The following is a 24,018-nucleotide window of genomic DNA, read 5'->3' as shown; positions in this document are numbered from 1 at the left end:
CCCGTTCGTTCTGTCTCGGCGGCCCGCTACGTCAGCGCTTGCAGAGGCGGTAGATGTCGTACGAGACGCCGAGGATGATGTCGACGACCGCCCACAGGGCGAGGAACAGGCCCAGGCCGATGGCGGTGCCCACGTCGCCGGCGTCCTTGCAGGTCTGGGCGTCGAGGGTGCCGCAGTCGCCGGAACCGCCGCTGTTCGCGCCCGCGATCATCCACACCAGGAACAGGGCCTGGACCGCAAGGAAGAACCAGAGGAAGACGCGGCGCTTCTTCGTCGGCCGGTCGGCCGGGGCTTCCTGCTGCGGCGGGACCGGAGCCTGCGGCTGGGGGCGTGGTCGAACGTCCTGAGGTCGGGGCGGCTACAGGGTGTCCCGCAGCGGCACAGCGGAGCGTTTGCGGTATTCCTGGATGGCCCAGCCGTTGCCGTCCGGGTCCGTGAAGTGCATGAAGGTGCCGCCGTCGTCGGGGGCGTACTGGATCGGTTCCGAGACGTCGAGGCCGCGGGAGCGGAGCTCTTCGTGGGCCGCCTTGATGTCGGTGACGCACAGTTGCATGCCGTGGTACGTGCCGGGGGTCGCCGTGCCCGTGGGGCTCGGGATGCCGGAGGCGAGGGCGATCGAGCAGCCGGATCCCGGGGGCGTGAGCTGGACGATGCGGGCGCCCGGCATCACTTCGGCGTCGATGTCGCAGTGGAAGCCGACCTTGTCGACGTAGAAGGCCTTGGCGCGGTCGATGTCCGAGACCGGGATGGTGAGCACTTCCAGGGTCATGTCCATGGACGTAACGGTAGGGGTGAATTGTCGGTTCCGGCCCACCGGCGCCGGGTGGTCACTCGAATTGCCAGCGGGTCTGGGTGAACTCCTCGCCCTTGCCGAAGCCGAAGACCGTGTTCGGGGTGACTGAGAAGACGAGCGATGGGCCTTCTTGGCCTTGGAATGCGCCGTCGGAGCGGACCTCGAAGTGCCAGGCCGGGCCGTATTTCTCCTCCCAGGCCTTGGCGAGGGCGTGGAGGCGTTCCGGCTCCGTGACTCGTGTCGCAGGACCCTCCACCACCACGTCGAAGCCCGCCGCCCAGGTGTTCGTGCCGGTGGTGAGGACGACCTCAGGGTTCGCGGTGAGGTTGAGCGACTTGCGTTCGTGCGCGCCGGAGGTGAAGTGCAGGGAACCGTCCTGCCAGAGGGCGAGGAGGGGTGTGACGTGGGGGCGGCCGTCGGGGCGCACCGTGGAGATCCAGAAGAGTTCGGCGCCGGTCAGTAGCTTTTCGGCTGCCGCCCACGAGGTGGGTTCGGCGCCGGGGGAGCTGTAGCGAGGGTCGAGCGACGTGTGCGGCGTGCCGGTGCGGGCGTCGTGCGGCATCGTGGGCGGTCCTCTCCGTGTACGGGGCCACTCGTACACGAGTGGGGACCTGCCGCGGTCGCACAACTCATCGGTGCAGCCCGGAGCGCAGTAGGCTCAAGGCCACCGTTGATCGAACAGGAGGCCGGGCAATGACGTCGGTGCCGCACGAAGGGGGAGGGTGGACGGGCGGCCGCAGGAGCAGCACCTTCACGCGGCTGCTGCGACTCGGCTTCACCGATCCGTCCACCGCTGAGCGACTGCTCGACGCCCCCGCCCTGTCCGCCGTGCGCTCCGACCCGCTGCTCCTGGACGCGCTCGGCGGCGCCGCCGACCCGGACCTGGCGCTCCTCGGCCTCGTCCGGCTGGTCGAGGCGCAGGAGGACGAGACGGCGCGGCGCGAGCTGCTCGACACGCTCGTCGCGGCGAAGCCGCTGCGCGACCGGCTGCTCGGCGTGCTCGGTTCCTCCGAGGCGCTCGCCGACCACCTGGCCCGGCACTCGAAGGACTGGCGGGCCCTCGTCACGTACGAGTCGGGCGATCTGCACCCCGGCGTGGAGGAGTTCGAGCAGGGGCTCGCCGAGGCCACCGACGAGGTGTCGCTGCGCGTCGCCTACCGGCGCTGCCTGCTGTCCATCGCCGCCCGCGACGTGTGCGGCACGACCGACATCACCGAGACGGCCGCCGAACTCGCCGACCTGGCGACGGCGACCCTGCGCGCGGCCCTCGCCATCGCCCGAGCGGCGTCTCCCGCCGACGCCGCGCTGTGCCGGCTCTCCGTGATCGCGATGGGCAAGTGCGGTGGCCATGAGCTGAATTACGTATCCGATGTCGACGTCATCTTCGTCGGGGAGCCCGCCGACGGCTCCGCCGACGAGGGGAAGGCGATCCAGGCCGCCACCCGGCTCGCCTCGCACATGATGCGGATCTGCTCCGACACGACGGTCGAGGGCACCATCTGGCCCGTCGACGCCAATCTGCGGCCGGAAGGGCGCAACGGGCCGCTCGTACGCACGCTGTCCTCGCACCTCGCCTATTACCAGCGCTGGGCCAAGACCTGGGAGTTCCAGGCGCTGCTCAAGGCCCGCCCGGTCGCGGGCGACCTGGAACTCGGCGAGGAGTACGTCGCGGCCGTGTCGCCGATGGTGTGGCAGGTGTCCGAGCGGGACAACTTCGTGCCCGACGTGCAGAAGATGCGCAAGCGGGTCGTGGCCAACATCCCGCCGGGGGAGAAGGACCGGGAGCTGAAGCTCGGGCCCGGCGGCCTTCGAGACGTCGAATTCGCCGTCCAGCTGCTGCAGTTGGTGCACGGCCGCTCGGACTCCGCGCTGCGCAGCAGTACGACCCTGAAGGCGCTCGCCGCACTCGCCGACGGCGGATACGTGGGCCGGGTCGACGCCGTGCAGCTCGACGACGCCTACCGTTTCCTGCGCACCCTCGAACACCGCATCCAGCTCTACAAGTTGCGGCGCACCCACCTGGTGCCGGAGGACGATGCCGACCTGCGCCGCATCGGCCGCTCGATGGGCATGCGCACCGAACCCATCACGGACCTCAAGCGGGCCTGGCGGCGGCACACATCCGTCGTCCGCCGGCTGCACGAGAAGCTGTTCTACCGGCCGCTGCTCGACGCCGTCGCCCAACTCGCCCCCGGCGAGACCAGGTTGCGCGCCGACGCCGCCCGCGAGCGCCTCGTCGCGCTCGGCTACGCGGACCCGAGCGCCGCGATGCGCCACCTGGAGGCGCTGGCCTCCGGCGTCAGTCGCAAGGCCGCCATCCAGCGGACGCTGCTCCCGGTACTGCTCGGCTGGTTCGCGGATTCGGCGGATCCTGACGCCGGGCTCCTCAACTTCCGCAACGTGTCGGACGCGTTGGGCAAGACGCCCTGGTATCTGCGGCTGCTGCGCGACGAGGGCGCGGCCGCCGAGAACCTGGCGCGGATCCTGTCCGCAGGGCGCCTCGCCCCCGACCTCCTCATGCGCGCCCCCGAATCGGTGGCGCTGCTCGGCGACGAGCGGGGCCTGGAGCCGCGCGGGCACGCCCAGTTGGAGCAGGAGGCGCTCGCGGCGGTGCGGCGCGCGGACACCGGTGAGCAGGCGGTCACCTCGGCGCGCGCGGTGCGCCGCCGCGAGCTGCTGCGCACGGCGGCCGCCGACATCATCGCCTCGTACGGCACCGAGGACACGCCCGCGGTCGCCGACCAGGGCGCCCTGGTGGACCAAGTGGGCTCCGCCGTATCGGACTTGACGGCCGCCACGCTCGCCGGGACGCTGCGCGCCGTGGTCCGCGACGGCTGGGGCGACACCCTGCCCACCCGCTTCGCCGTCATCGCCATGGGCCGCTTCGGCGGGCACGAGCTGAGCTACGGCTCCGACGCCGACGTGCTGTTCGTGCACGAACCGCGCGAGGGCGTCGACGACCACGAGGCCGCGCAGGCCGCGAACAAGGTCGTCTCCGAGATGCGCCGGCTCCTTGCCCTGCCGAGCGCCGATCCGCCGCTGCTCATCGACGCGGACCTGCGCCCCGAGGGCAAGTCGGGCCCGCTGGTGCGCACGCTCAAGTCCTACGAGGCGTACTACCGCCGCTGGTCCCTGGTCTGGGAGTCGCAGGCGCTGCTGCGGGCCCAATACGTGGCCGGGGACGAGGAGTTGGGTCGGTCGTTCATCGACCTGATCGACCCGCTGCGCTACCCCGCCGAGGGCCTGGGCGACGATGCCGTACTGGAGATCCGCCGCCTCAAGGCGCGCATGGAGTCGGAGCGGATGCCGCGCGGCGCCGACCCCACGCTCCACACGAAACTGGGCCGCGGGGGTCTTTCCGACGTCGAATGGACGGTGCAGCTGCTCCAGCTGCGGCACGGTTGGGTGGAACCGGGTCTGCGTACGACCCGCACCCGCGAGGCCCTCGCCGCCGCGTGCGCCGCCGAACTGATCCCCACCGAGGACGCGGCGATCCTCGACGAGGCGTGGGTCCTTGCCGCGCGCGTGCGCAACGCGGTGATGCTGGTGCGGGGCAGGCCCGGCGACACGTTTCCCTCGGACGGGCGTGAACTCGGCGCGGTCGGGCGGTACTTGGGGTACGACCCCGGGCACGTCGGGGACATGCTCGACGACTATCGGCGTACGACGCGGCGGGCGCGGGCCGTGATGGAGGAGCGGTTCTACGGCGGGTGACGGTGCCGGGTGCCGGGTGCCGGGTGCCGCGTGGCGGGGCCGTGGTGGGGGCCTCGCGTAGCGCCTGCCCGGCGCCGGGGTGCCGCCTTGCCCACCCTGCCGCCCCTGGCGGCAGATTGCCCAAGGCGGCGGGGCCCAGTGGCGGAGCGGACGGCTCGGTTACGCCACCTTCGCCGACGTCGTCTCCGACAGCCACGGCAGACCCGAAGGCCCCCGGTGGGCGAGCGCCATCGCCGCGGCCGTCCGCTCGTCGTCGGGGGCATGCTTGCGCTGCAGCGCGCCGAAGGGGTGGGCGTCGTCGCCCGGAGCCGCCACCCTCGCGCCTGCCGCGCCCTTGCGTACCGCTGCTGTCGCCGTTGCCAGTGCCATGAAACCGGCCCTCCGTCCGTACGTCGAGGTCTGGACCTCCGACGATCCCCTCGGACGGGCCGCGACGGCAGATGCCATCGGTCGTGAACGCACGGGACTAAAGTCCTGACGCCCTACGCGACCCCTACACGGGCCCTACGCGTCCAGCAGCACCCGGCACCGCGCCACGAACCCGGTGAGCGCCAGCTCGAACGCCGCGTCCGTGCGCCCCTCGAGTCCGGCGCCCAGGGCTCGTTCGAGCAACGGGGTCAGGCCCTCCTCCGTCGGCTCCCACATCGTGTCGGGCGCCGCCATGTCCAGCGCCGAACCGAGCACCATGTTGTCCAGGGCGATGATCACCGGCATCACGTCCGGCAGCGCGAACCCCGCGTCGAGCAGCAGCGCCACCGCCAGCTCGTACTGCGCGAGGACCCGGGGCGCCCGCACCGGGTGGGTCGTCAGGAGCGGGATCGCCTTGGGGTGCGCGGCGAACGCGGCACGGTAGGAGCGGGCCCACCCGGCGATCGCCTCGTCCCACGGGAGGCCCGAGGTCAGCGGCGTCTCGTCGATCGCGGAGCAGATCCGCTCGCGCAGCAGCTCCACGATGCCGTCGCGGCCCTCCACGTGGTGGTAGAGCGAACCCGTCTGTACGCCGAGCCTGCGCGCCACCTGCGGGACGCTGAACTCGCCGTTCTCGTCGACGATGCCGAGCGCCGCCGTGGTGATCCGCTCCCGGTCGAGGAGGGGTGTGCGCGGCCGCCCCATCCAGGTCCCTCCTCAGTGGCTCCACAAAATCGGGTCTTCCCGTATGCCCAACGGGAGGCTACATTGCGAAAACCGAAAGCCTTTAGATTTACGCCCGTCCGCCGCAGTGCGGGCCGTCCTCCAGAGGGGCTTCCTGCCGCATGCCCGTGACCTCCCCGAAGACGAAGACGAAGACGAAGACGAAGACGAAGACGAAGACCGCACCGCCGAGCGCGCCGACCGGCCTTCGCACAGGCACCCTCGGCACGTCCGACATCGCGTTCTTCGTGATCTCCGCCGCCGCCCCGCTCACCGTCATGGCGGGCGTCGCGCCCATCGCCATCTCCCTCGGCGGCGTCGGAGCGCCCGCCGGATACCTGCTCGCCGGCATCACCCTCGCCGTCTTCGCCATCGGCTTCACCACGATGAGCCGCCACGTCACCGGCGGCGGCGCCTTCTACTCGTACATCGCGCAGGGCCTCGGCAAACCGGCCGGAATCGGGGCGGCGCTGCTCGCGATGGTCGGCTACAACGGCATGGAGATCGGCGTCTACGGGCTCCTCGGCTCGGCGACCCAGGACACCGTGCACTCCCTGTTCGGCGCGGACGTGCCCTGGCTGCCGGTCTCCCTCGTGGGTCTGGTCCTGATCTGGTACGGCGGCTTCCGCTCGATCGACTTCGGCGCCAAGCTGCTCGGCGTCCTGCTGGTCGCGGAGACGGGCATCCTGATCCTGCTCGCGGGCGGCGTGCTCCTCAAGGGCGGCGCGCACGGCCTGTCCCTGGCCTCCTTCACGCCCGGCAACGTCCTCGTGCCCGGCACGGCCGCCGTCCTCGCCTTCGCGTTCGCCGCGTTCACCGGGTTCGAGTCGACCGTCATCTACCGGCGCGAGGCCCGCGACCCGGACCGCACCGTGCCCCGCGCCACGTACATCGCGGTCGCGTTCCTCGGCCTCTTCTACGCGTTCACCGTCTGGATCGCCATCCAGTCCTTCGGCGACGCGGCCGTCGTCAAGGCGGCCGGCAGCGACCCGGCGAACCTCTTCTTCACCGCGATCACCACGTTCGTCGGTGGCTGGGCGGCGGACCTGATGCACGTCTTCATCGTCACCAGCGTCATCGCCTCGCTCCTCGCCTTCCACAACGCGATCAACCGGTACGCGCTCGCCCTCGCCGACGAGGGCGTCCTGCCGCGCGCCGTCGCCCGCATCCACCCCAAGCACCGCTCCCCGTACGTCGCCGGGCTCGCGCAGACGGTGCTCGGCGCGGTCGTCGTGCTCGGCTTCTGGGCGGCCGGGGCGGACCCGTACGACCAGCTCCTCCTGTGGGTCAACACCCCCGGCATGCTGGGCCTGATGGCCCTCCAACTCCTCGCGGCGCTCGCCGTCCCGTTCTTCTTCCGCCGGATCACGCACCAGGAGGGCGCGCTGCGGACGATCGTCGCCCCGGTCGCCGCGACGCTGCTCCTGGCGGTGGCGATCGGGCTGGTCGCCACCCACATCGACCTGTTCACGGGCGCGTCCCCCTTGGTCAACTGGATCCTCCTGGCGGTGGCCCCGGCAGTCTTCGTCCTGGGCCTGACCTTGGCGTGGCGTCTACGGCGTTCCCGCCCGGAGACGTACGCACGGTTCGGCGATTAGGGGCCGGCGCGGGGCTGTGTCGATTTGCGGCTCCGCCGCGGGGCGCAAACCCGGCCACAGCAAGAACCGCACTCGCCGACGCGACAGTAGTCGGCACCCGCAACAGCGCGACCAGAAACGGAGTCACCCGCACCATGCCATCCGCCGACCTCCTCCTCACCAACACCCACATCCGCACCCTCGACCCCACCCGGCCGGAGGCAACCGCCCTGGCCGTGGCCGGAGGCCGTATCGCGGCGGTCGGTGACACGGACGAACTCGTACGGGACTGGCAGGGCCCCGGCACCGAACGGCTCGACCTCGCCGGCGCCCACGTGATGCCCGGCCTCGTCGACTCCCACAGTCACCCCGTCTGGGGCCTGGAGATGGCGACCGGCGTCGATCTCAGCGGCGTACAGGACCTCGACGCACTCCGGGCCGCCCTGCGTACAGCAGACCGGCTCGGCGGGTGGGTCGTCGGGTGGGGGCTCGACCACAACGCCTTCGAGGGGCGGCCCATCCACCGCGAGCTGATCGAGGACGTGCTCGGTGGCGCGCCCGCCTTCCTGCGGCTGTACGACGGCCACTCCGCGCTGGTCAGCGGCGCCGCCCTGGACGCCGCCGGGATCACCGGGCCGCGGTCGTTCGACCAGCGGGCCGAGGTCGTCTGCGACGGCGAGGGGCGGCCCACCGGGTACCTCGTCGAGCACGCCGCCATGGACCTGGTGTACGAGGTCGCGCCCCGGGCCTCGGACCAGGACCGCCGCGCCGGGCTCGTCGAGCTGCTGAGCACGATGGCCGCCACCGGCCTTACCGGGGCGCACGTCATGGACGGGTCGGGGCTCGATCTGCTCGCCGCCGTGGAGGAGGACACCGATCTGCCGATGAGGCTCACCGTCTCGCCCTGGTGCATGCCGGGGGTGGACGAGGCCGGGCTCGACGAGCTCGTTGAGTTGCAGAAGCGGGGTGGGCGGCGCTGGACGGTCGGCGGCGTCAAGTTCTTCATGGACGGCACCGTCGAGGGCGGCACCGCCTGGCTGGAGCACGCCGACTGCCACGGCCAGGGCACCGACGCGTTCTGGCCGGACCCGGCCGCGTACAGCGAGGCCGTACGTCACCTGCACGCGGCCGGTGTGCGCACCGCGACGCACGCCATCGGCGACGCCGCCGTCCGGCACGCCCTCGACACCATCGAGGCGCTCGGGGAGAGCGGCCGGGGCGGGCACCGGATCGAGCACATCGAGTCCGTGCCCGACGACACGATCCCGCGGTTCGCCGCGCTCGGCGTCGCCGCGTCGATGCAGCCGCCGCACACCGCGTACACGAAGGGCGACCACAGCGACGAGTGGTCCAAGCGGCTCGGCGACGCGCGCGCCGCCCGCGCCTGGCGCACCCGTGACCTGCGGGACGCGGGCGCCGTCCTCGCGCTCGGCTCGGACTGGCCGATCGCCCACTACGACGCCCGGAAGGTGCTCGCCATGGCGCGCGTGCCGGAGGGCGCGGCCGGGCCCGCACAGGGGCTCACCGGCCTCGAAGCGCTGGAGGGCGTCACATCGCACGCGGCGATCGCCGCGGGTCGGGCGGCGGAAGGCGGCCGGATCGCGGTCGGCCTGCGCGCGGACCTCACCGTGCTCGGCCTCGACCCGGTCACCGCCTCCGCGGACGAGGTCGCCGAGGCCCCCGTCGTCCTCACCGTGACGGACGGCCGGATCACGCACCGGGGCGCCTGAGCCCAGAGGAACGGGGGCGCTCGACGCCCCCGTTCCCTACGCCTTGACCGGCACCAGTGGTGGTGCCACAAGACGCGGCAGCGCATACGGCAGCGCCCCGTACCAGGCCCGCGCCACCGCGAACCCGAACGCCAGGCACAGCACGCCGCCCACCGCGTCCAGCCAGAAGTGGTTCGCGGTCGCCACGATGACCACCAGGGTCAGCGCCGGGTACGCGAGCCCGAGGACCCGCACCCACGGCACCGAGGCCAGCGCGAAGATCGTCATGCCGCACCACAGCGACCAGCCGATGTGCATCGACGGCATCGCCGCGTACTGGTTCGACATGTTCTTCAGGTTGCCCGAGGCCATCGAGCCCCAGGTCTGGTGCACCGCGACGGTGTCGACGAAGTGGCCGCCGCTCATCAGCCGCGGCGGCGCCAGCGGATAGAAGTAATAACCGACGAGGGCGACCGCCGTCGTCGCGAACAGCGCGAGACGGGTCGCCGCGTAGCGGCCGGGATGGCAGCGGAACAGCCACACCAGGACGCCCAACGTGATGACGAAGTGCAGTGTCGCGTAGTAGTAGTTCATGCCGACGATGAGCCAACTCACCGAATTCGCGGCATGGTTGACTGCCTGCTCGACGGCGATACCGAGGCTGTGCTCGGCCCGCCAGATCCAGTCGGCATTGCGCAGCGCCTGTGCCTTCTGCTCCGGGACCGCGTTGCGGATCAGGGAGTACGTGTAGTAACTCACCGCGATCAGCAGGATCTCGAACCAGAGTCGCGGACGCCGCGGCGCCCGAAGGCGACGCCCCGCGCGGTCTTCCGCGATGGGTGACGGTGTGGCCCCTTTTCGGCCTTCACGTGTCGTCACGGTCGTTTCACCCATAGGCACAGAGTCTGCCAGATTCCGACCCCCCGACCGATCATCCCTTGGGCGGGTCACGGGCGCACCCGCTACGCCCTACGGACGAGGCCGAACCCCTACGGACACCGCTGCTGACGCGGCCGTGGACCCCCGCACCACCAGCTCCGGCATGAACACGAATTCGCTCGGCGGCGCGGGCGTGCCGCCGACCTCTTCGAGCAGCGTGTGCACCGCTGCCTGACCCATCGCGTGCACCGGCTTGCGGATCGTGGTCAGCGGCGGATCGGTGAACGCGATCAGCGGAGAGTCGTCGAAACCGACGACGGAGACGTCCTTCGGCACGTCCATGCCGCGCTCGCGCACCGCCCTGATCGCACCGAGCGCCATCATGTCGCTCGCGCAGACCACCGCGGTGCAGCCCCGGTCGAGCAGCGCGGAGGTCGCGGCCTGCCCACCCTCCAGGGTGTAGAGGGAGTGCTGCACGAAGTCGTGCTCGATCTGGTCCTCCGGCAGGTCGAGCCGCTCCGCCATCGTGCGTACGAAGCCCTCGATCTTCCGCTGTACGGGGACGAAGCGGCGCGGACCCACGGCCAGGCCGATGCGGGTGTGGCCGAGCGAGAGCAGATGCGTCACGGCGAGCCGGGACGCGGCCCGGTCGTCCGGCGAGATGAAGGGCGCAGCGACCGCCGGCGCGTACCCGTCGACGAGTACGAAGGGGACACCCTGGCCGCGGAGACGTTCGTAGCGCTGCGGGTCGGCGGTGGTGTCGGCGTGCAGCCCGGAGACGTAGATGATGCCGCTGACGTCGCGGTCGACGAGCATCTCCGTGAGCTCGTCCTCGGTGGAGCCGCCGGGGGTCTGGGTGGCCAGGACGGGCGTGTAACCCTGCCTGGTCAGGGCCTGCACCACGACCTGGGCGAGCGCGGGGAAGATCGGGTTCTCGAGTTCCGGGGTGATCAGTCCTACGAGGCCCGCGCTGCGCTGCTTGAGGCGCACGGGGCGCTCGTAGCCGAGCACGTCGAGGGCGGCGAGGACGGACTGGCGGGTGGCCGCGGCGACCCCCGCCTTCCCGTTGAGCACACGGCTGACGGTCGCTTCGCTGACCCCCGCTTGTGCTGCGATGTCGGCAAGGCGTGCGGTCACGGGACGCGACCTTACCCGTCACTCGCCGCATTGCCCACCGAACGGGAAGTACCGGGCGGGTAAGCCGGGTTGGGCCACCGCCACCCGGAACGGTGAACCGGACGAAGGGCAGGTCGCGGAGGGGTTGTCCGGCGGTAGTTTGTTCCGGCGAGCCGAGGGTCCTTCTGACGGGTCGGGCTGGATGCGGGTGGCCGCACACGTTCGGTGTCGGCGAGCGGGGCCCGGTGCGTGCCGGACCCCGCGACTCCGGCAAGATCCGTCGGAAGGGCCCTAGGGGGCCCGCGCCGCTCCGTTTCCCCCGAGGGGCCTGCTCGTGAACGACAAGGTTCAGAGACCTGGGGCCGACGTCGGATGCACCGTCCTGGTGGTCGACGACAGTGCCGCCAGTCGGTATGCGCTGGGCGCCGTCCTGAGCCGGGCGGGTCATGTCGTCGTCCCGGTCGGCTCCGCTGGCGAGGCCCTCGTCGAGCTCGACGTGCGGCTGCGCGCGGGGGAGTTGCCCGATGTGGCGCTCGTGGACGTGGGCCTTCCCGACCTCAGCGGGTTCGAGCTGTGCCGCAGGGTCAAGGCGCTGCCCTCGCTCGCCGGGATCCCCGTCGTGCACTTCTCCGCCCGCCCCTCCGCGCCCGCGGACCGCTGCCGGGCGCTCGACGCGGGCGGCGAGGCGTATCTGACGGTGCCCGCCGAACCGGAGGAGATCCGCGCCGTGGTGCGTGCCGCGATCCGCGGGGCCCGCGAACTCACCGACACCCAGGCCCAGTTCGACCATCTCACGCTGCTCTCCCGGGTCGTCCGCGACGTGCAGGGAGCCCGCGACCTCGCCGAACTCGCCCGGACGGCGGCCGCCGCGACGGCCCGGCTCACCGGGGGCGACGCCGCCGTGTTCGTCCTCGGGGACCGCGGCGCGGTGCACACGGGCCTGTGCCGGAGCGCGGCGGCGCCCGCAGGGCCCGACGCCGCGGCGCGCGAGCGGGCCGTCGAGCTGGTGCGGCGGATCAGCTGCAGGCCCGGCGGCGTGCGCACCACGTTGCGGCCCGGGGCCGCGTGGCCGCAGGCGTACTTCGGGCCCGGCGGCGCCCGGCTCACCCTCTCCCGCACCCGCGACGGCCGGCTCCCCGTGTGTCTGGCCACGCCCGACTTCACCGACCCGGACGGCAGGACGGGGCCGCTCGTCGCCCAGCTCGCCCGCGCCATCGCGCTCGCCGCGGAACCCCTCGTCATGTACGAGCAGGAGCGGCATGTCGCCCACACGCTGCAACACAACTTCCTGCCCGCCGTGTTGCCCGCCTTCGCCGGCCTGGAGGTCGGCTTCCGCTACGAGCCCGCCTCCCAGGAGGCCGAGATGGGCGGCGACTTCTACGCGGCGCTGCCCACCCCCGAGGGCGTGCTCGTCGGCGTCGGCGACGTCGTGGGGCACTCGCTCGACGCGGCCACGGTGATGGTCGAGCTCCGGCACGCGCTGCGCGCCTACTGCCTGGAGGACCCGCACCCCGACCGCTTGGCGACCCGCCTCGACCGGTTGCTCCAGCACTACCACCCGCAGCTCACCGCCACGCTGTGCCTCGCCCTCGTCGACCCCGCGACGGGCCGTACGAGGGTGGCCAACGCGGGGCACATCCCGCCGCTGATCGTGCCGGTCGGCGGCGCGGCCCGGTACGCGGACGCGGCGGGGCCGTTGCTCGGGATCGGCCTGCCGCATCCCGAACCCACCGTGCTCGACCTCGCCCCCGGTGCCCGCCTCCTCATGGTCACCGACGGCCTCATCGAGACCCGCGGCATCGATCTGTCCGTGTCCCTGGAGGAACTGCGCCGCGCCGCCACGGGTGCGCCTGCCGCGCCCGATGACCTGTGCGATGCGCTTCTCGCGCAGTTCGAGCGTGACAGGGCGGACGACATCGCGCTGTTGGCGGTGCGGCGGGTTTCGGGGTGAGCGGGTGGCGGGGTGGCGGGGTGGCCGGGTGTTGGGCGGTGCGGCGCGCTTCGCGGTGACGGGTGGGGCGGGTGCCGGGTGCCGGGTGCCGGGTGCCGGGTGTTCGGCGGTGTGGCGTGCTTCGCGGTGAGCGGGTGGCGGATGTCGGGTGGTGCGGTGCGCTCCGGGGCGACCGGCGGTGCGGCGTGCTCCGTGGTGTCCGGCGGTGCGGTGCGGTCCGCGGTGTCCGGGTGTCGGGGTGTTCGGTGGTGCGGCGTGCTTCGTGGTGTTCGGCGGTGCGGTCCGCGGTGTCCGGCGGTGCGTCCGCTGGGCGGGACGTGATTGTGCGGTCGGGCGCTTCCGGGTGAAGGTTGGCGCCGACACGCGTGTGCGCACGCACCACGACACCTCGGAGGGCCCCATGCCGCAGATCACCGTCGACCACTCCGCGGACCTCGACGACCGCCTCGACCGGGCCGGGCTCGCCGCGGCCGTGCACCAGGCGGCCGTCGACATCGTGGCTGCGCGCATCCCCGCGTGCAAGACGCGGTTCCGCGAGGTCGGGACCACGGTGGTCGGGGACGGTCCCGCCTCCCTCGTGCACGTGGAGATCGCGCTGTTGGCGGGGCGTACGGAGGAGGCGAAGACGGCGCTCGCCGAGGCGGTTCTGGCGGCGCTTCCGGCGCACGTCAAGGAGCCGGCGGGCGTGCATCTCTCTGCCGAGGTGCGGGACTTGGACCCGACGTACCGCTCGGCCGTCGCCGACTGACGCGGCAGGTCCCCCTACGCCACGGGGCTCTGCCCCGGACCCCGCGCCTCAAGCGCCGGCGGGGCTGATTGTGCGGAACCGGCGTTACGGCCCGGGGTCCTGGCCGGCCCCCGGGCCTTGAGCGCCGGCGGGGCTGATTGTGCCGAACCGGCGTTACGGACTCGGGGCTCCGCCCCGGCCCCCGCGCCTCAAGCGCCGGCGGGGCTGAATGCGCCGAACCGGCGTTACGGGCCCGGGGTCCTGGCCGGACCCCGCGGGCTCCCGTCCAAGAGCGGGGCTGGAAATACCCACCCGCCGCGGGGCTCGCATTGTCCCGCCCGCGGGCAATCGCCCGGCCCCCCGCCCATCTCCCACCCACCCGCCCCCTCCGGGGGCGTCGGACCGACGGGGTGCCGCACCACGCCTTGGGCGATCCGGCGCCGGCCACGGCTCCCCGTCCTGCCGTGGCCGACGCCGCCCCCGCCTTGGGCAACCTCCGCGAGCCGCGACTCCCCACCCGTTGCGGTCGACGCCGCCCCGCCTTGGGTAACGCCCGCCACGGCTCCCCCCACTGCGGTCGACCGCACGCGCCATGGGTAATCTGCCGCCCGGCACGGCCCCACCTGTTGCGGTCGGCCGTCACCGCCTTGGGTAATCCGCCGCAAGCACGGCTCCCCACCGATTACGGTCGACGCCCGCCGACTTGGGGTAACGCCAACCCTGACTCCCCACCCGTGACGGTCGACCGCACCCGCCTTGGGCAATCTGCCGCCCGGCACGGTCCCCCGCCCGTTGCGGTCGGCCGTCACCGCCTTGGGTAATCCGCCGCAGGCACGGCTCCGCACCCGCTGCGGTCGAGGCCGTCCCGCCCTGGGCAATCCGCCGCAGGCACAGCTCCCCACCCGTCGCGGCCGACGCCGCCCCGCCTTGGGCAATCTGCCGCCTGGGGCGGCAGGGTGGGCAAGGCGGCACCCCGGTGCCGCGTACCCCTTACGACGGGCCCCGCCCCGGCAGAGCGACCCGGACCCGGGACGGGCCGAAGCCCCCGGAGGGGGCGGGCGGGTGGGAAATGACCGCACCGGCGCAGCCGGACAGGGGCCGATGCCGTGCGCCGAGCGCAGGGCGCCCACCCCGGCGCAGCCGGACAAGGACCGGTGCCGCGCGCCGAGCGCAGGGGCGCCCACCCCGGCAATGCCCCAAGACCCGGTGCCGCGCAACCAGGACAGGAGGCGCCGACCACGGCACGGTGAGACCCCGGTGCCGCGTAATGGTGGGGACGACGTCGACCACGGCACGGTCAGACCCCGGTACCGCGCCGCGATGAGGTCCGGGCTCAGCCCGCCGCCGCGGGGACCCCGGGGGACGGCGCCAGTGCCGCGAGGCGGGTGATGAGGGCCGCGAAGGGACCGTCCACCGGCTCGTCCGCGAGGATGTGGCGGAGGAGGCCCGCCATCTCCTCGTCGTACGCCGCGCTCACCGCGGCCAGCGCCGCGAAGTCGTGGACGAGCTGGAGCTGAAGCTCCGCCCGGGGGATACGGCGCCCGTCCAACCAGATCAGCGCCGTCGACTCGGCGAGCGAGATCCAGGAGCGGACGACGAGTTCGAGGCGCGCGGAGGGCGCCGCCACCCGCAGATGCGCGAGGATCTGGACGTACGCCGCCTGCCGGACGGAGTCGATCAGCGCGTTCGTCGCCGACGCGGTGCTCATTGAGCAGGCTCCGCCCGCGGGGACGGCAGGACCACCCCGCATCAGCGCGGAGAACCCCGGCCCGTGCTCGTCCACGAAGTCGAAGTAGCGCCCCATCACGCGCAGCAGCCGCGCCCCGAGCGGCCCCTCCTGCGGCTCCTCGAACCGCTCGGCCAGATCCTGCGCCGCCCGCCTCAACGCGGCCTCGTACAGGCTGAGTTTGCCCGGGAAGTAGTGGTAGACCAGCGGCCGCGAGATGCCCGCGGCGGCCGCTATCTCGTCGATGGAGACCTCGTCGGGGGAGCGGTTGCTGAACAGTTCGAGTGCGACCCCGATCAACTGTTGCCGCCGCTCCTCGACTCCCATCCTGCGCCGCACCCCGGTAGTCATGCCGAACACTCTACCGAGCGATTCCGGCCTGCCAACCGCCCCCCGGTCACCGCCCCCGCCCTCCCGCACTAGAGGTCGAGAACCAGACGCTCGCCACGGGCCCGCGAAACGCAGATCAGCATCGAGTCGGCGCGCTCGGCATCCGTGAGCAACTCGTCGCGATGCTCGATCTCCCCTTCCAGGAAGCGCTGTTGGCACGTTCCGCAGAAGCCCTGCTCGCAGGAGTACGCGATCGCGGGCACCGCCGAGCGGACCGCCGCGAGCACCGTCGTGTCGGCGGAGACGTCCACCACTTTGCCGCTGCGCCGCAGCTCGACCTCGAACGGGCCGTTGCCCTCGGCCGAATTGCGTGGCGTGAACCGTTCGCTGTGCAGCGTGCAGTGCTCGGGGAGGGCGGCTTCCACCGCCGCCATCAGGCCCTCGGGTCCGCAGCAGTACACGGCCGTGCCGGGCGCGGTGTCCGCGAGCGCGGCGGCGAGGTCGGGCCGCCCGTCCTCGTCCTCCGCCACGACCGTGACCCGGCCCGCGACCTCGCCGCCCAGCTTCTCCACGTCCTCCACGAACGGCATCGAGGCCCGCGACCTGCCCCCGTACAGCAGCCTCCAGTCGGCACCCCGCGCCGCGGCCTCCCGCAGCATCGGCAGGATCGGGGTGATGCCGATGCCGCCCGCGACGAACACGTACGCGGGCGCCTCCGCGTCGAGCGGGAAGCGGTTGCGCGGCCCGCGCACCTCGACCTCCATGCCGTCGCGCACCTGCTCGTGCACCTCGCTCGACCCGCCGCGCCCGCCCTCGTCCGCCGGGACGATCCGCGTGGCGACGGTGTACGACGACGTGTCCTCGGGGTCGCCGCACAGCGAGTACTGCCGTACGAGCCCGGAGGGGAGCACGAGGTCGAGGTGTGCGCCCGGCTTCCAGGAGGGCAAGTCCCGTCCTTCCAGGCGGAGTTGTACGACGCCCTCGGCGATCTCTTCGTGTCGCGTGACGAGCAGGTTCAGCGCGCGGGCCCGCGGCCGTCCCGACGTCGGCTCCTCCAGCGCGGGCAGCGGCCACAGGGGCGAGCGCTGCACACGCCGCCGCATGGCCCGGCGCACGACGTACGCGGCCCCGGCGACGACCACGGCCTTGCGCAGCGTACGGCCGTTCATCGGGCGGCTCCCTGCCGTGCGGCCTCCCGGGTCTCGGCCGCGGTCGCGGCGGGCGACGAGGCGAGGTAGGCGACGGCCTGAGCGGTGTCACCCTCCTGGTCGGGGTGGTAACTCCGGCTCAGATAGCGGGGGATGGACCGCGCCATGGCCCCGGGCGTCGGCAGCACCCCCCGCTTGCCGCTGCGGTAGAAGTCCTTCCAGGTGGCCTTGCCGTCGAGCAGCGTCGGGTCGTTCTCCATGAAGAACCGCGCGCCGCGCTGCCACAGGAAGACGAGCGCGGTGAAGGCGGTAGCCCAGGTGCGCACCCGGCGCCGGTAGCTGCCGTCGAGGTGCTCGAACAGCTCGAAGGCCACCGCCCGGTGCTCGACCTCCTCCGCGCCGTGCCAGCGCAGCAGGTCCAGCATCGTGGGGTCGGCGCCGCGCCGGTCCAGCTCCTCGGCGTTCAGTACCCAGTTGCCGAGGAACGCCGTGTAGTGCTCGATCGCCGCGATCAGCGCGACCCGCTCCATCAGCCACCACTGCCGCGCCTTGCCAGGCGGCAGCGTCCGGTCGCCCAGCAACTTCTCGAAGAACCAGTCGACTTGGGCGGTGTACGGCGTCGGGTCGAGCCCCTGCTCCCGCAGATGCGGCAGCACCTCGTCGTGCGCCTGCGAGTGCATGGCCTCCTGGCCGATGAACCCGATGACGTCCTCACGCAGCCGCTCGTCCGTGATGTACGGCAGCACCTGCTTGTAGACGTGCACGAACCAGCGTTCGCCTGCCGGCAGCAGGAGGTGCAGGACGTTGATGGTGTGCGTGCTGAACGGGTCGTCCGGCAACCAGTGCAACGGGGTCCTGTCCCAGGCGAACGACACCTGGCGTGCCTTCAACGGGACGCGCGTATTAGACATGGCGTCAATGTACTGACGGGTAGGGCGAGTGGACACCCCTCGTGCGCGACTTTCTTTACGTGATCGTCAGCAAGCGACGATGCCTCCGGGGCAGAGCCCCACGACGTGAGCTACCTCAAGGGCTGAACCTTGGCCCCCCGAGCCGTCCGCCCCGACAACGACACATCCGCGCCCCGCGCAACCCGCACCGCCAGCATCCGCCCGGAGGCCGACCGCCCGGACGCGGACACCGAGTTCACCCCCGCACTGCCCGCGGCAACCAGGTACCACGCCCCCTCCCGCGACTTCCACCGCACACCCGCAAGCACCTGCGGATCACGCGAGCCGCACGCGGGCGACGACTGCGACTTCGCCGCGACGACAGCCGCGTCCGCCCCCGGCGCCCGGAACAGCGCGAGGGTGCGCGGCCCGCCGCCCCGCCACGTGTCGGCCCGCGTGCACCACCACTCCGCCGTCCCGTTCGACTCCGGCAGGGCCTGGCGCGCGTACGCCCAGGAGTTGACCGAGCGCACCCCGTGCGAGCGCGCCGCCGCGAGCGAGCACGCGGTCGTCGCCCAGTCCGCGGGCCGCGCCTCGCGGGGCTCGGCGGGGCTGCCGGACGTGAGGTGCGCGGGCACGAGCTCGCCGAGGTCGGTGGTGAGCCGGGTGCCGGTCGAGTCGGTCAGCGCGAGCGCGTTCCACGACGTGCAGGACGTCGCGAGCGCCGGGCTCGGGAACGGCGCCGTCACGCCGTCCTTCGTACGCGACAGGGCCCGCGCCCCCGCGGACGGCTTCAGGAGGTCGCGGGTGGCGGCCCCGGCCACCCAAGGGGCGGTCAGATAGCGGACGTTGCCGTCGGCCCGGTCCATCACCACGGCGCTCGACTGGGCGTCCGCCGCCCCGTCGACCCGCGCGAAGTCGAGCGCGGCACCGCTCGTGCCGTTCTTCGGCTCGGCGTAGCGCACGATGCGCAACCCGTCGTAGAGCAGCACGACGCGGGCCTGGTCGAGCTCGCCCGCGTACAGCAGCTGCGGTGGTCCTGGCGGTGCGCCCGCCGGGGTGCCCGGTGTCGCCGAGACCTTCACGGAGCCGCCAGGCCGCGCCCACACGGCGAGCGCCCTGCGCAGCAGCTCCTTGTCCCCGGTGAGCGAGCCGCGCGCGGGCCACACCGAGAAGTCCGTGCGGGCCGACGTCTTCCACGTGTCCGGCGCGACCTTGTGCAGCTTCGCCGGGTTCAGGGCCGCCTGACCCGCAGGGTTCTTCGCGTACGGCGGGGCCGCCGCGCCGTCCGGGGCCCAGCCCTCGCCCGGCAGCCCGAGCAGCGCCCCGCACACGAGGGTCGCCGCGACCGCCGCGATCGCCGCCTTCAGGTGCTGGCGGCGCCGCATCAGATCGGTGGGCCGCGCGTGCAGGGAGCACGGGTCGAACTCGGGGGACTCCAGGAGCTCCGTGCAGGACCCGGCGTCGGCCGCGAGGCCACGCGCCTCGGCGAGGGCCGCGGCCGCGTCCTCCTGCGTGCACCCCGCCTCGGTGAGGACCGCGCGGACGGCGGCGTCGTCGAGACGCTCCAGGCCGCGCAGCACGTAGGCCGCGCGGGCGGGGCCGCTCAGCGCGGAAAGCTGCTGATCCAGGGCGAGTTCATCGGCGCCGCCCGACTTCGGGAACAGCCTGAGACCCCACACCTGCGGCAGCAGCGGCGGCAGTTGCGCCCGCTTGGGCCAGGCCGTGCGCCGCAGCGGAAGGCCCGCCTCCAGGGCGCTGCGCAGCACCTTCAGGCGTACGTAGGCGAAGCCGGGGTCGCCGGTGCGGCCCGCGGAGTCGCGCTGGGCGGGAATCGGCGCGGGCGCGTCCGCGGTGCGGCCGCGGGGGAGGGCCCGCTGGACTACCGAGTGGGCGGTCAGCACGCGGCGGTTGCGGCCGAGGCCCGGCGGCAGCACGAGGTAGGCGAGCCGTACCAGTCGTGGGTAGTGCTCGACCAGGGCGGCCTCGGCCTGCTCGACGTCGATGACGGCGGCCGGCGCTGCGGACGGGGGCGTTGATTGCTGCTGCACCTTTGACTGCACGTTCAGCTGAACGAGCGAATCGTGGGATGGTCACAGCCGTCACTCCCCGCACAGGCCTATTCGGACACGACCAGCGCCTTCGCGTAGTTCGCCATCGACCGCTGGTATCGGGGCAGATGGGGCGCCAGCGCGCCGAGCACCAGGGCGAGCCCCTCCCTGTCGCGGCCGAGACTCGACAGGCACAGTGCCAGGCACGCCCGCACCGCGTCGTCCAACTCGTCGCCAGGAGCGGTCAATTCCGGTTCGAGCAGCGCGACGCCCTCTTCCGGGCGCCCCATGTTCCGCAGTGAGCTGGCCAGTTGAATCCTGGCCCGGCGCCCCCGGTAGCCGTTCAGGCCGAGGCGCAGCGCCTCCTGGTACAGCGGGACCGCCTTGTCGGAGTGGCCGGTCGAGTCGAAGGCGGAGGCCCGCTCGAACGGGGCGACGGAGCTGTCGGCCGGCAACTCCGCGGCGAGCCCGTCGATGAGCGCGCGGAACTCACCCGCGCCGGCCTCGTCGTAGGTGTCGATCGTCGCCCACGCGGCCGCGATGCGCTCTTCCCAGTCACTGCTCTCGGTGCTCACCGGGGCACTCTCACACAGCGGCGCCCCGGTGTCACCGGAGTTACGTGGATCGGATCAGCTCAGCTTCCACCCGCTGAACTCCACCGTGCCCCGCGTCCCGTTCCCGCCGTTCGTCGCGCTCATGAACATGCCCACGTCCTGCGTGGCCGCGGGTTTCGGCGCCGGCACGGTCGCGACCGTCCGCCACGTGGCGCCGTCGTCCGTCGAGCACTCCCCGGTGTACGAGTCGCCCGCCCGGGACAGCCGCAGCAGCACCGGCGCCTTGATCCCGGTGAGCCGCTTGTACGTGTCGAGGGTGCCGTCCCCGTTGCTGTCGTAGGAGAGGACGACGCCGTTGGCGGGCGTGACCGACAGGTTCGCGAAGCCCAAGGCCCCCGAGCCGCCGATCGAGTTGCTCACCATGATCCCGGCGCGCGCCCACGGACCCGTCACCTCTTGCGTGTCCACCCGCACCACGGCCGCCGAACCGTCCCTGAACGCGTTCGCGCGGTACAGCGCGCCGAACTCCGCGGTGCCCTTCCACAGGTCGGCGCCGCCGCCGTCGATCGCGAACCGCTCGTCGAGCTGCCCGAAGACCGCCGCGTTGTTGCTGTACGTCCGCCAGATGTCGGCCGGCGGCCCGGCCTCGAACAGCGTGCCCTTGTGGACGTGGGTGACCTGCTTCTCGCCGGCCGGACCGTATTGGACGTCGATCGTGTACGGGAGCGGGCGCAGCGGTTTGTCGAGCGGGGTGCCGGGCGCGCTCGCCTGCCAGGTCACCGTGCCCTCTCCGGCCGGTGCCACGCCCGGCAGGGATGTGGAGCCCGTGGGCTCGGCGTCGATGCCCTTGAGCTCGAAGTCGACGCGGCCCGTCGCGCGCAGCCCGTTGACGTTATGGAACGTGGCCACCACGCGCGCGTGCCCGCCCGGCGGGAAGGCGGACGGTTCGGCGGCGACCGTCACGGAGCCCTGGTACGGGGCGCGCGCGAGGACGTCGCGGACCTGCGACGCCGTCCGGTACGGATCTCCGTAGGCCCGCAGCGGATAGTCCTTGCGCTCGCGCGTCCACGGTTCCTCGAACGCGAACCAGTCGACCTTCGCGGGCTCCCGGCCCGCGGCCAGCGCGTCGGACAGCTCGTCGAGCCACTTCTGCCAGCGCGGCAGATAGAAGTCGGCGATCAGGCCCTGCCAGTCGCGGTTGGCGTACTCGTGGAGGTTGCCCGGATCGGACGTGGCCCGGTCGCCCCACACCGTGATCAGCGCCTTCGCGCAGCGCTCGAACTCGGCGCGTTCGGCGTCGTTCGTGGCGAGGTTCCGGGCGTCCTGGACCCAAGGGCCGAGCAGGAACGCCGAGTTGGTGCCCGTCACGTCGTCCGAGAGCCGCATCAGCTTCAGCCACAGCGTCGACAGCGCCTTGAAAGTGGCCCGGTCCTTGTCCGCGTACGCCGCCTTCAACTGGGGCAGGAGCTGGCGGCTGCGGTGCGCGAGGGCCTGCCGCGTCACGTCCACCAGGTCGTACTTGTAGGCCGCGCTGCCCCGCAACTTCCCGCCGACGCCGAGGAGTCCGGCGAGCGCCGCGTCGAAACGGCCCGGGTCGTAGGTGAGGGCGCGTGGCGCGAAGTAGGAGGCGCGGTCGGCCGCGAGGTCGGGACGGGCCGCGAAGAGCGATTCGTGCGGGTCCGAGCGCTCGACCGCCTTGTGCTGGTACGCCGTGTCGTGGAGCGCCTGCCAGGCGGCGCGGGCGCCCTTGTCGCGGCGCCCGTAGCGGAAGTCGGCGTACGAGGCGAACCAGTCCGCCCGGTCCAACTTCCCGTCCATCCAGGCGAGTTCGGACCACAGCTCGAACGCCGCCGGGTCCCGGTCGGTGCCCTCCGGCATGTACGCCGTACCGGCCAGCGCGCTGTTCGCCTTGTCGCGCCACGCGAAGAACTTCTGCTCCCAGATGTGCGCGCGGGCCCCGATCGTCGTACGGCCACCGAAGTTGGGGATCGTGCCGAACGTGTACGGGGTGCCGCCCCAGTCCTTCTCGCGGTCCGTGACGGAGGTGAACCGGTCGGACACCCCGTCCACGATCAGCATCTTCTTCTTGTCGATCGCGTCGATCAGCTCGGGCAGCGGGTTCGCCTCCCACCCGAGGATCACCCACGTCGCCCCCGGCCGGTACTTCTGGAGCGCCGCCTCGACACCGCGCGCCGCGTCCGGGACCGGCACGTCACCGGCCGTGCCGCCCTCGTGCAGCAGGTCCATCTTGAAGGCGCCGATCTCACCGAACAGGTCCTTCTGGTGCCCGTAGAACGACTCCGCCACCTGGGCGAAGGACGCGGTGCGCGGGTCGAGCCAGTCGGGGCGCTCGAAGCCGTGCCACACCCCTTGAGGCACGACGTGCGCGTCCCCGCCGTTCCGCGCCACGAACTCCTTCGGCACGTGCCCGTAGTAGCCGGGCATCACCGGTCTCATGCCGAGCGCGCGCAGCCGGTCGACGATTCTTCGCCCCAACTCGGCGCGCCGCTCGATGAGTTCGGGCGAGAGCGGACCACCGTACGAGGAGAGGTTCTGCAGCAGCCACCACGGCTGGTGGGACGGGGCGGGCAGCCAGGACCGCGCCTCCTCGTCGCTGTAGCCGAAGTCCTTCAGGACGCGGTGGTAGACGGCCTCCATGCCCGCGATGACCAGCACCTCGTTGCAGCCGTGCAGCGCGAGGATGTCGATCTCGCGCTCCCAGTACGACCAGTCGGCGAAGGGCGCCGTATAGCCGTCGTTGGTGTCGTTGAGCGCGAAGCGGTGGGGGAGCGGGGTGCTGCGCTCCAGCGTTTTCGAGGGGGCCGGGAGGCGGTCCGGCAGGTCGAGCTGGGAGCCGTTCCAGGCGATGTGCGCCCCGCACTCGTACTTCAGAAAACAGTGGACCCCGGCGAGCAGCGTCGCCGGGGTCGTCGCGTACACCGTGATGCGGCCCTGCGTCCCGGTCACCCGGAAACGGTCCTCCGTGCCGCTCGCGGCCATCAGTCTGAGACGGAACTGGTCCGCATGGTGCGGCAGTTGACGGTTGAGTGTCGCGCGCGCCTCAGCCGTATCAAGAACGGGCACCTTCCCCGCGGCAGTCGGCCGCGGAGCCGCCTGGGCGGCCGGGGCACCGGCCCCCAGGGCCGTGCCGAGGCCGATGGCGGCCGTCGTGCCGAGAACAGTGCGTCGCGATGGTGCGGACATACGTGTACCCCCCTTGCGTCGCGGTTGGTGCGGCGCACGGTAGCAACGGAACGTACGGGACAGGAGAACGCAATGAGGAAGATGCTGGTGGCGGCGGCCGTACTGCTCGCGGCCGCGACCGGATGCGGCGCGGGCGGCTCCGACGGGGCCCCGAAGGGCGACACGCCGAAGATCCCCCGTACGGCCTCCGGAAGCCTGGAACACCTGGCGAAGGAGGCGGGCTGCCGCCCCGACATCCAGACCGACGCGGCCGACATCCGGCAGGCCAACTGCGGTGCGGGAGACGGCCGTTACATCCTCGCCACCTTCACCACCGACAAGGGCCAGGCCCAGTGGTTCGACCAGGCCAACGACTACGGCGGCGTCTACCTCGTCGGACCCAAGTGGATCGCGGTCGGCGGCGCCGCACAGCTCACGAAGCTGCGCGGCCGGCTCGGCGGGACCCTGGAGAAGCCCGCCTCGCACCACACGGGGAGTAGTGGTGGTGGGGGTCACAAGGCGGGGTAGCTCTCCGGGTA

General features: G+C 72.6%; 19 protein-coding genes. 6 read left to right on the top strand and 13 right to left on the bottom strand.

Translation table 11 applies throughout. The features are described 5' to 3' along the window. Nucleotides 1–31 precede the first annotated feature (31 nt). From OHA73_RS14555 to OHA73_RS14545, 3 genes are all read right to left on the bottom strand, one after another. Complete coding sequence (locus tag OHA73_RS14555) at nucleotides 32–211, bottom strand: hypothetical protein (protein ID WP_267070668.1); 180 nt, start codon at nucleotides 209–211, stop codon at nucleotides 32–34. Between the two features lie 147 nt (nucleotides 212–358). After that, a complete protein-coding gene (locus OHA73_RS14550; protein ID WP_266720306.1) occupies nucleotides 359–775 on the bottom strand; it encodes a VOC family protein in 417 nt (138 codons plus the stop codon). A gap of 52 nt (nucleotides 776–827) precedes the next feature. Continuing rightward, on the bottom strand, nucleotides 828–1,355 hold the full coding sequence (locus tag OHA73_RS14545; protein WP_267070669.1) for a pyridoxamine 5'-phosphate oxidase family protein: 528 nt from the start codon (nucleotides 1,353–1,355) through the stop codon (nucleotides 828–830). Between the two features lie 131 nt (nucleotides 1,356–1,486). On the opposite strand from OHA73_RS14545, the gene OHA73_RS14540 reads away from it, so the two are divergent. Beyond that, nucleotides 1,487–4,507: a bifunctional [glutamine synthetase] adenylyltransferase/[glutamine synthetase]-adenylyl-L-tyrosine phosphorylase gene (locus tag OHA73_RS14540; protein WP_327655243.1), complete on the top strand. Its 3,021-nt coding sequence runs from the start codon at nucleotides 1,487–1,489 to the stop codon at nucleotides 4,505–4,507. A 159-nt stretch (nucleotides 4,508–4,666) separates the two neighbouring features. Here OHA73_RS14540 and OHA73_RS14535 read toward each other — a convergent pair whose 3' ends face one another. After that, nucleotides 4,667–4,876 (bottom strand): hypothetical protein, encoded by a 210-nt coding sequence (locus tag OHA73_RS14535; RefSeq protein WP_327655242.1) that lies wholly within the window; start codon nucleotides 4,874–4,876, stop codon nucleotides 4,667–4,669. Nucleotides 4,877–5,011: 135 nt separating this feature from the next. Beyond that, on the bottom strand, nucleotides 5,012–5,620 hold the full coding sequence (locus tag OHA73_RS14530; RefSeq protein ID WP_327655241.1) for a TetR/AcrR family transcriptional regulator: 609 nt from the start codon (nucleotides 5,618–5,620) through the stop codon (nucleotides 5,012–5,014). 140 nt (nucleotides 5,621–5,760) lie between these two features. Between OHA73_RS14530 and OHA73_RS14525 the strand changes: the two genes are divergently transcribed. Together OHA73_RS14525 and OHA73_RS14520 are read left to right on the top strand one after the other, a co-directional pair. Further along, nucleotides 5,761–7,236 (top strand): APC family permease, encoded by a 1,476-nt coding sequence (locus tag OHA73_RS14525; protein ID WP_327655240.1) that lies wholly within the window; start codon nucleotides 5,761–5,763, stop codon nucleotides 7,234–7,236. Between the two features lie 134 nt (nucleotides 7,237–7,370). Next, complete coding sequence (locus OHA73_RS14520; protein ID WP_327655239.1) at nucleotides 7,371–8,945, top strand: amidohydrolase; 1,575 nt, start codon at nucleotides 7,371–7,373, stop codon at nucleotides 8,943–8,945. Nucleotides 8,946–8,981: 36 nt separating this feature from the next. Here OHA73_RS14520 and OHA73_RS14515 read toward each other — a convergent pair whose 3' ends face one another. Continuing rightward, a complete protein-coding gene (locus OHA73_RS14515; protein ID WP_327655238.1) occupies nucleotides 8,982–9,818 on the bottom strand; it encodes a phosphatase PAP2 family protein in 837 nt (278 codons plus the stop codon). Nucleotides 9,819–9,893: 75 nt separating this feature from the next. Continuing rightward, the gene (locus tag OHA73_RS14510; protein WP_266720322.1) at nucleotides 9,894–10,940 is read right to left on the bottom strand and encodes a LacI family DNA-binding transcriptional regulator; all 1,047 of its coding nucleotides are present in this window, start codon (nucleotides 10,938–10,940) and stop codon (nucleotides 9,894–9,896) included. 313 nt (nucleotides 10,941–11,253) lie between these two features. On the opposite strand from OHA73_RS14510, the gene OHA73_RS14505 reads away from it, so the two are divergent. Together OHA73_RS14505 and OHA73_RS14500 are read left to right on the top strand one after the other, a co-directional pair. After that, nucleotides 11,254–12,870, top strand: coding sequence for a fused response regulator/phosphatase (locus OHA73_RS14505; RefSeq protein ID WP_327655237.1), 1,617 nt, complete (start codon nucleotides 11,254–11,256; stop codon nucleotides 12,868–12,870). 400 nt (nucleotides 12,871–13,270) lie between these two features. Then, a complete protein-coding gene (locus OHA73_RS14500) occupies nucleotides 13,271–13,618 on the top strand; it encodes a 5-carboxymethyl-2-hydroxymuconate Delta-isomerase (RefSeq protein ID WP_266720326.1) in 348 nt (115 codons plus the stop codon). Nucleotides 13,619–14,930: 1,312 nt separating this feature from the next. On the opposite strand, the gene OHA73_RS14495 is transcribed toward OHA73_RS14500, so the two are convergent. The 6 genes from OHA73_RS14495 to OHA73_RS14470 all read right to left on the bottom strand — a co-directional run bounded on the left by OHA73_RS14495 (nucleotide 14,931) and on the right by OHA73_RS14470 (nucleotide 23,500). Beyond that, nucleotides 14,931–15,674, bottom strand: coding sequence for a TetR/AcrR family transcriptional regulator (locus OHA73_RS14495; protein ID WP_266720328.1), 744 nt, complete (start codon nucleotides 15,672–15,674; stop codon nucleotides 14,931–14,933). Between the two features lie 68 nt (nucleotides 15,675–15,742). Continuing rightward, nucleotides 15,743–16,822, bottom strand: a complete 1,080-nt coding sequence (locus OHA73_RS14490; protein WP_327655236.1) for a PDR/VanB family oxidoreductase — start codon at nucleotides 16,820–16,822, stop codon at nucleotides 15,743–15,745. Beyond that, nucleotides 16,819–17,712 carry a metal-dependent hydrolase gene (locus OHA73_RS14485; RefSeq protein ID WP_327655235.1) on the bottom strand — a complete coding sequence of 298 codons (894 nt, stop codon included), beginning with the start codon at nucleotides 17,710–17,712 and terminating at the stop codon, nucleotides 16,819–16,821. Before OHA73_RS14485 ends, OHA73_RS14490 begins: the two co-directional genes overlap by 4 nt. Before the next feature lie 110 nt (nucleotides 17,713–17,822). Continuing rightward, nucleotides 17,823–19,742: a hypothetical protein gene (locus OHA73_RS14480; RefSeq protein ID WP_327655234.1), complete on the bottom strand. Its 1,920-nt coding sequence runs from the start codon at nucleotides 19,740–19,742 to the stop codon at nucleotides 17,823–17,825. A 68-nt stretch (nucleotides 19,743–19,810) separates the two neighbouring features. Beyond that, nucleotides 19,811–20,317 (bottom strand): tetratricopeptide repeat protein, encoded by a 507-nt coding sequence (locus OHA73_RS14475; protein ID WP_327655233.1) that lies wholly within the window; start codon nucleotides 20,315–20,317, stop codon nucleotides 19,811–19,813. 54 nt (nucleotides 20,318–20,371) lie between these two features. Further along, nucleotides 20,372–23,500, bottom strand: a complete 3,129-nt coding sequence (locus tag OHA73_RS14470) for an alpha-N-acetylglucosaminidase (protein ID WP_327655232.1) — start codon at nucleotides 23,498–23,500, stop codon at nucleotides 20,372–20,374. Between the two features lie 72 nt (nucleotides 23,501–23,572). Here OHA73_RS14470 and OHA73_RS14465 point away from each other — a divergent pair, with 72 nt between their 5' ends. Then, entirely contained in the window at nucleotides 23,573–24,007 is a 435-nt protein-coding gene (locus tag OHA73_RS14465; RefSeq protein ID WP_327655231.1) for a hypothetical protein, read from the top strand. Nucleotides 24,008–24,018: the final 11 nt, after the last annotated feature.

It is taken from the genome of Streptomyces sp. NBC_00483, from assembly GCF_036013745.1.
Taxonomy (GTDB): Bacteria; Actinomycetota; Actinomycetes; order Streptomycetales; family Streptomycetaceae; genus Streptomyces.
Note: the sequence above shows the minus strand (reverse complement) of the source record. Positions and strands in the feature narration are given on the sequence as shown.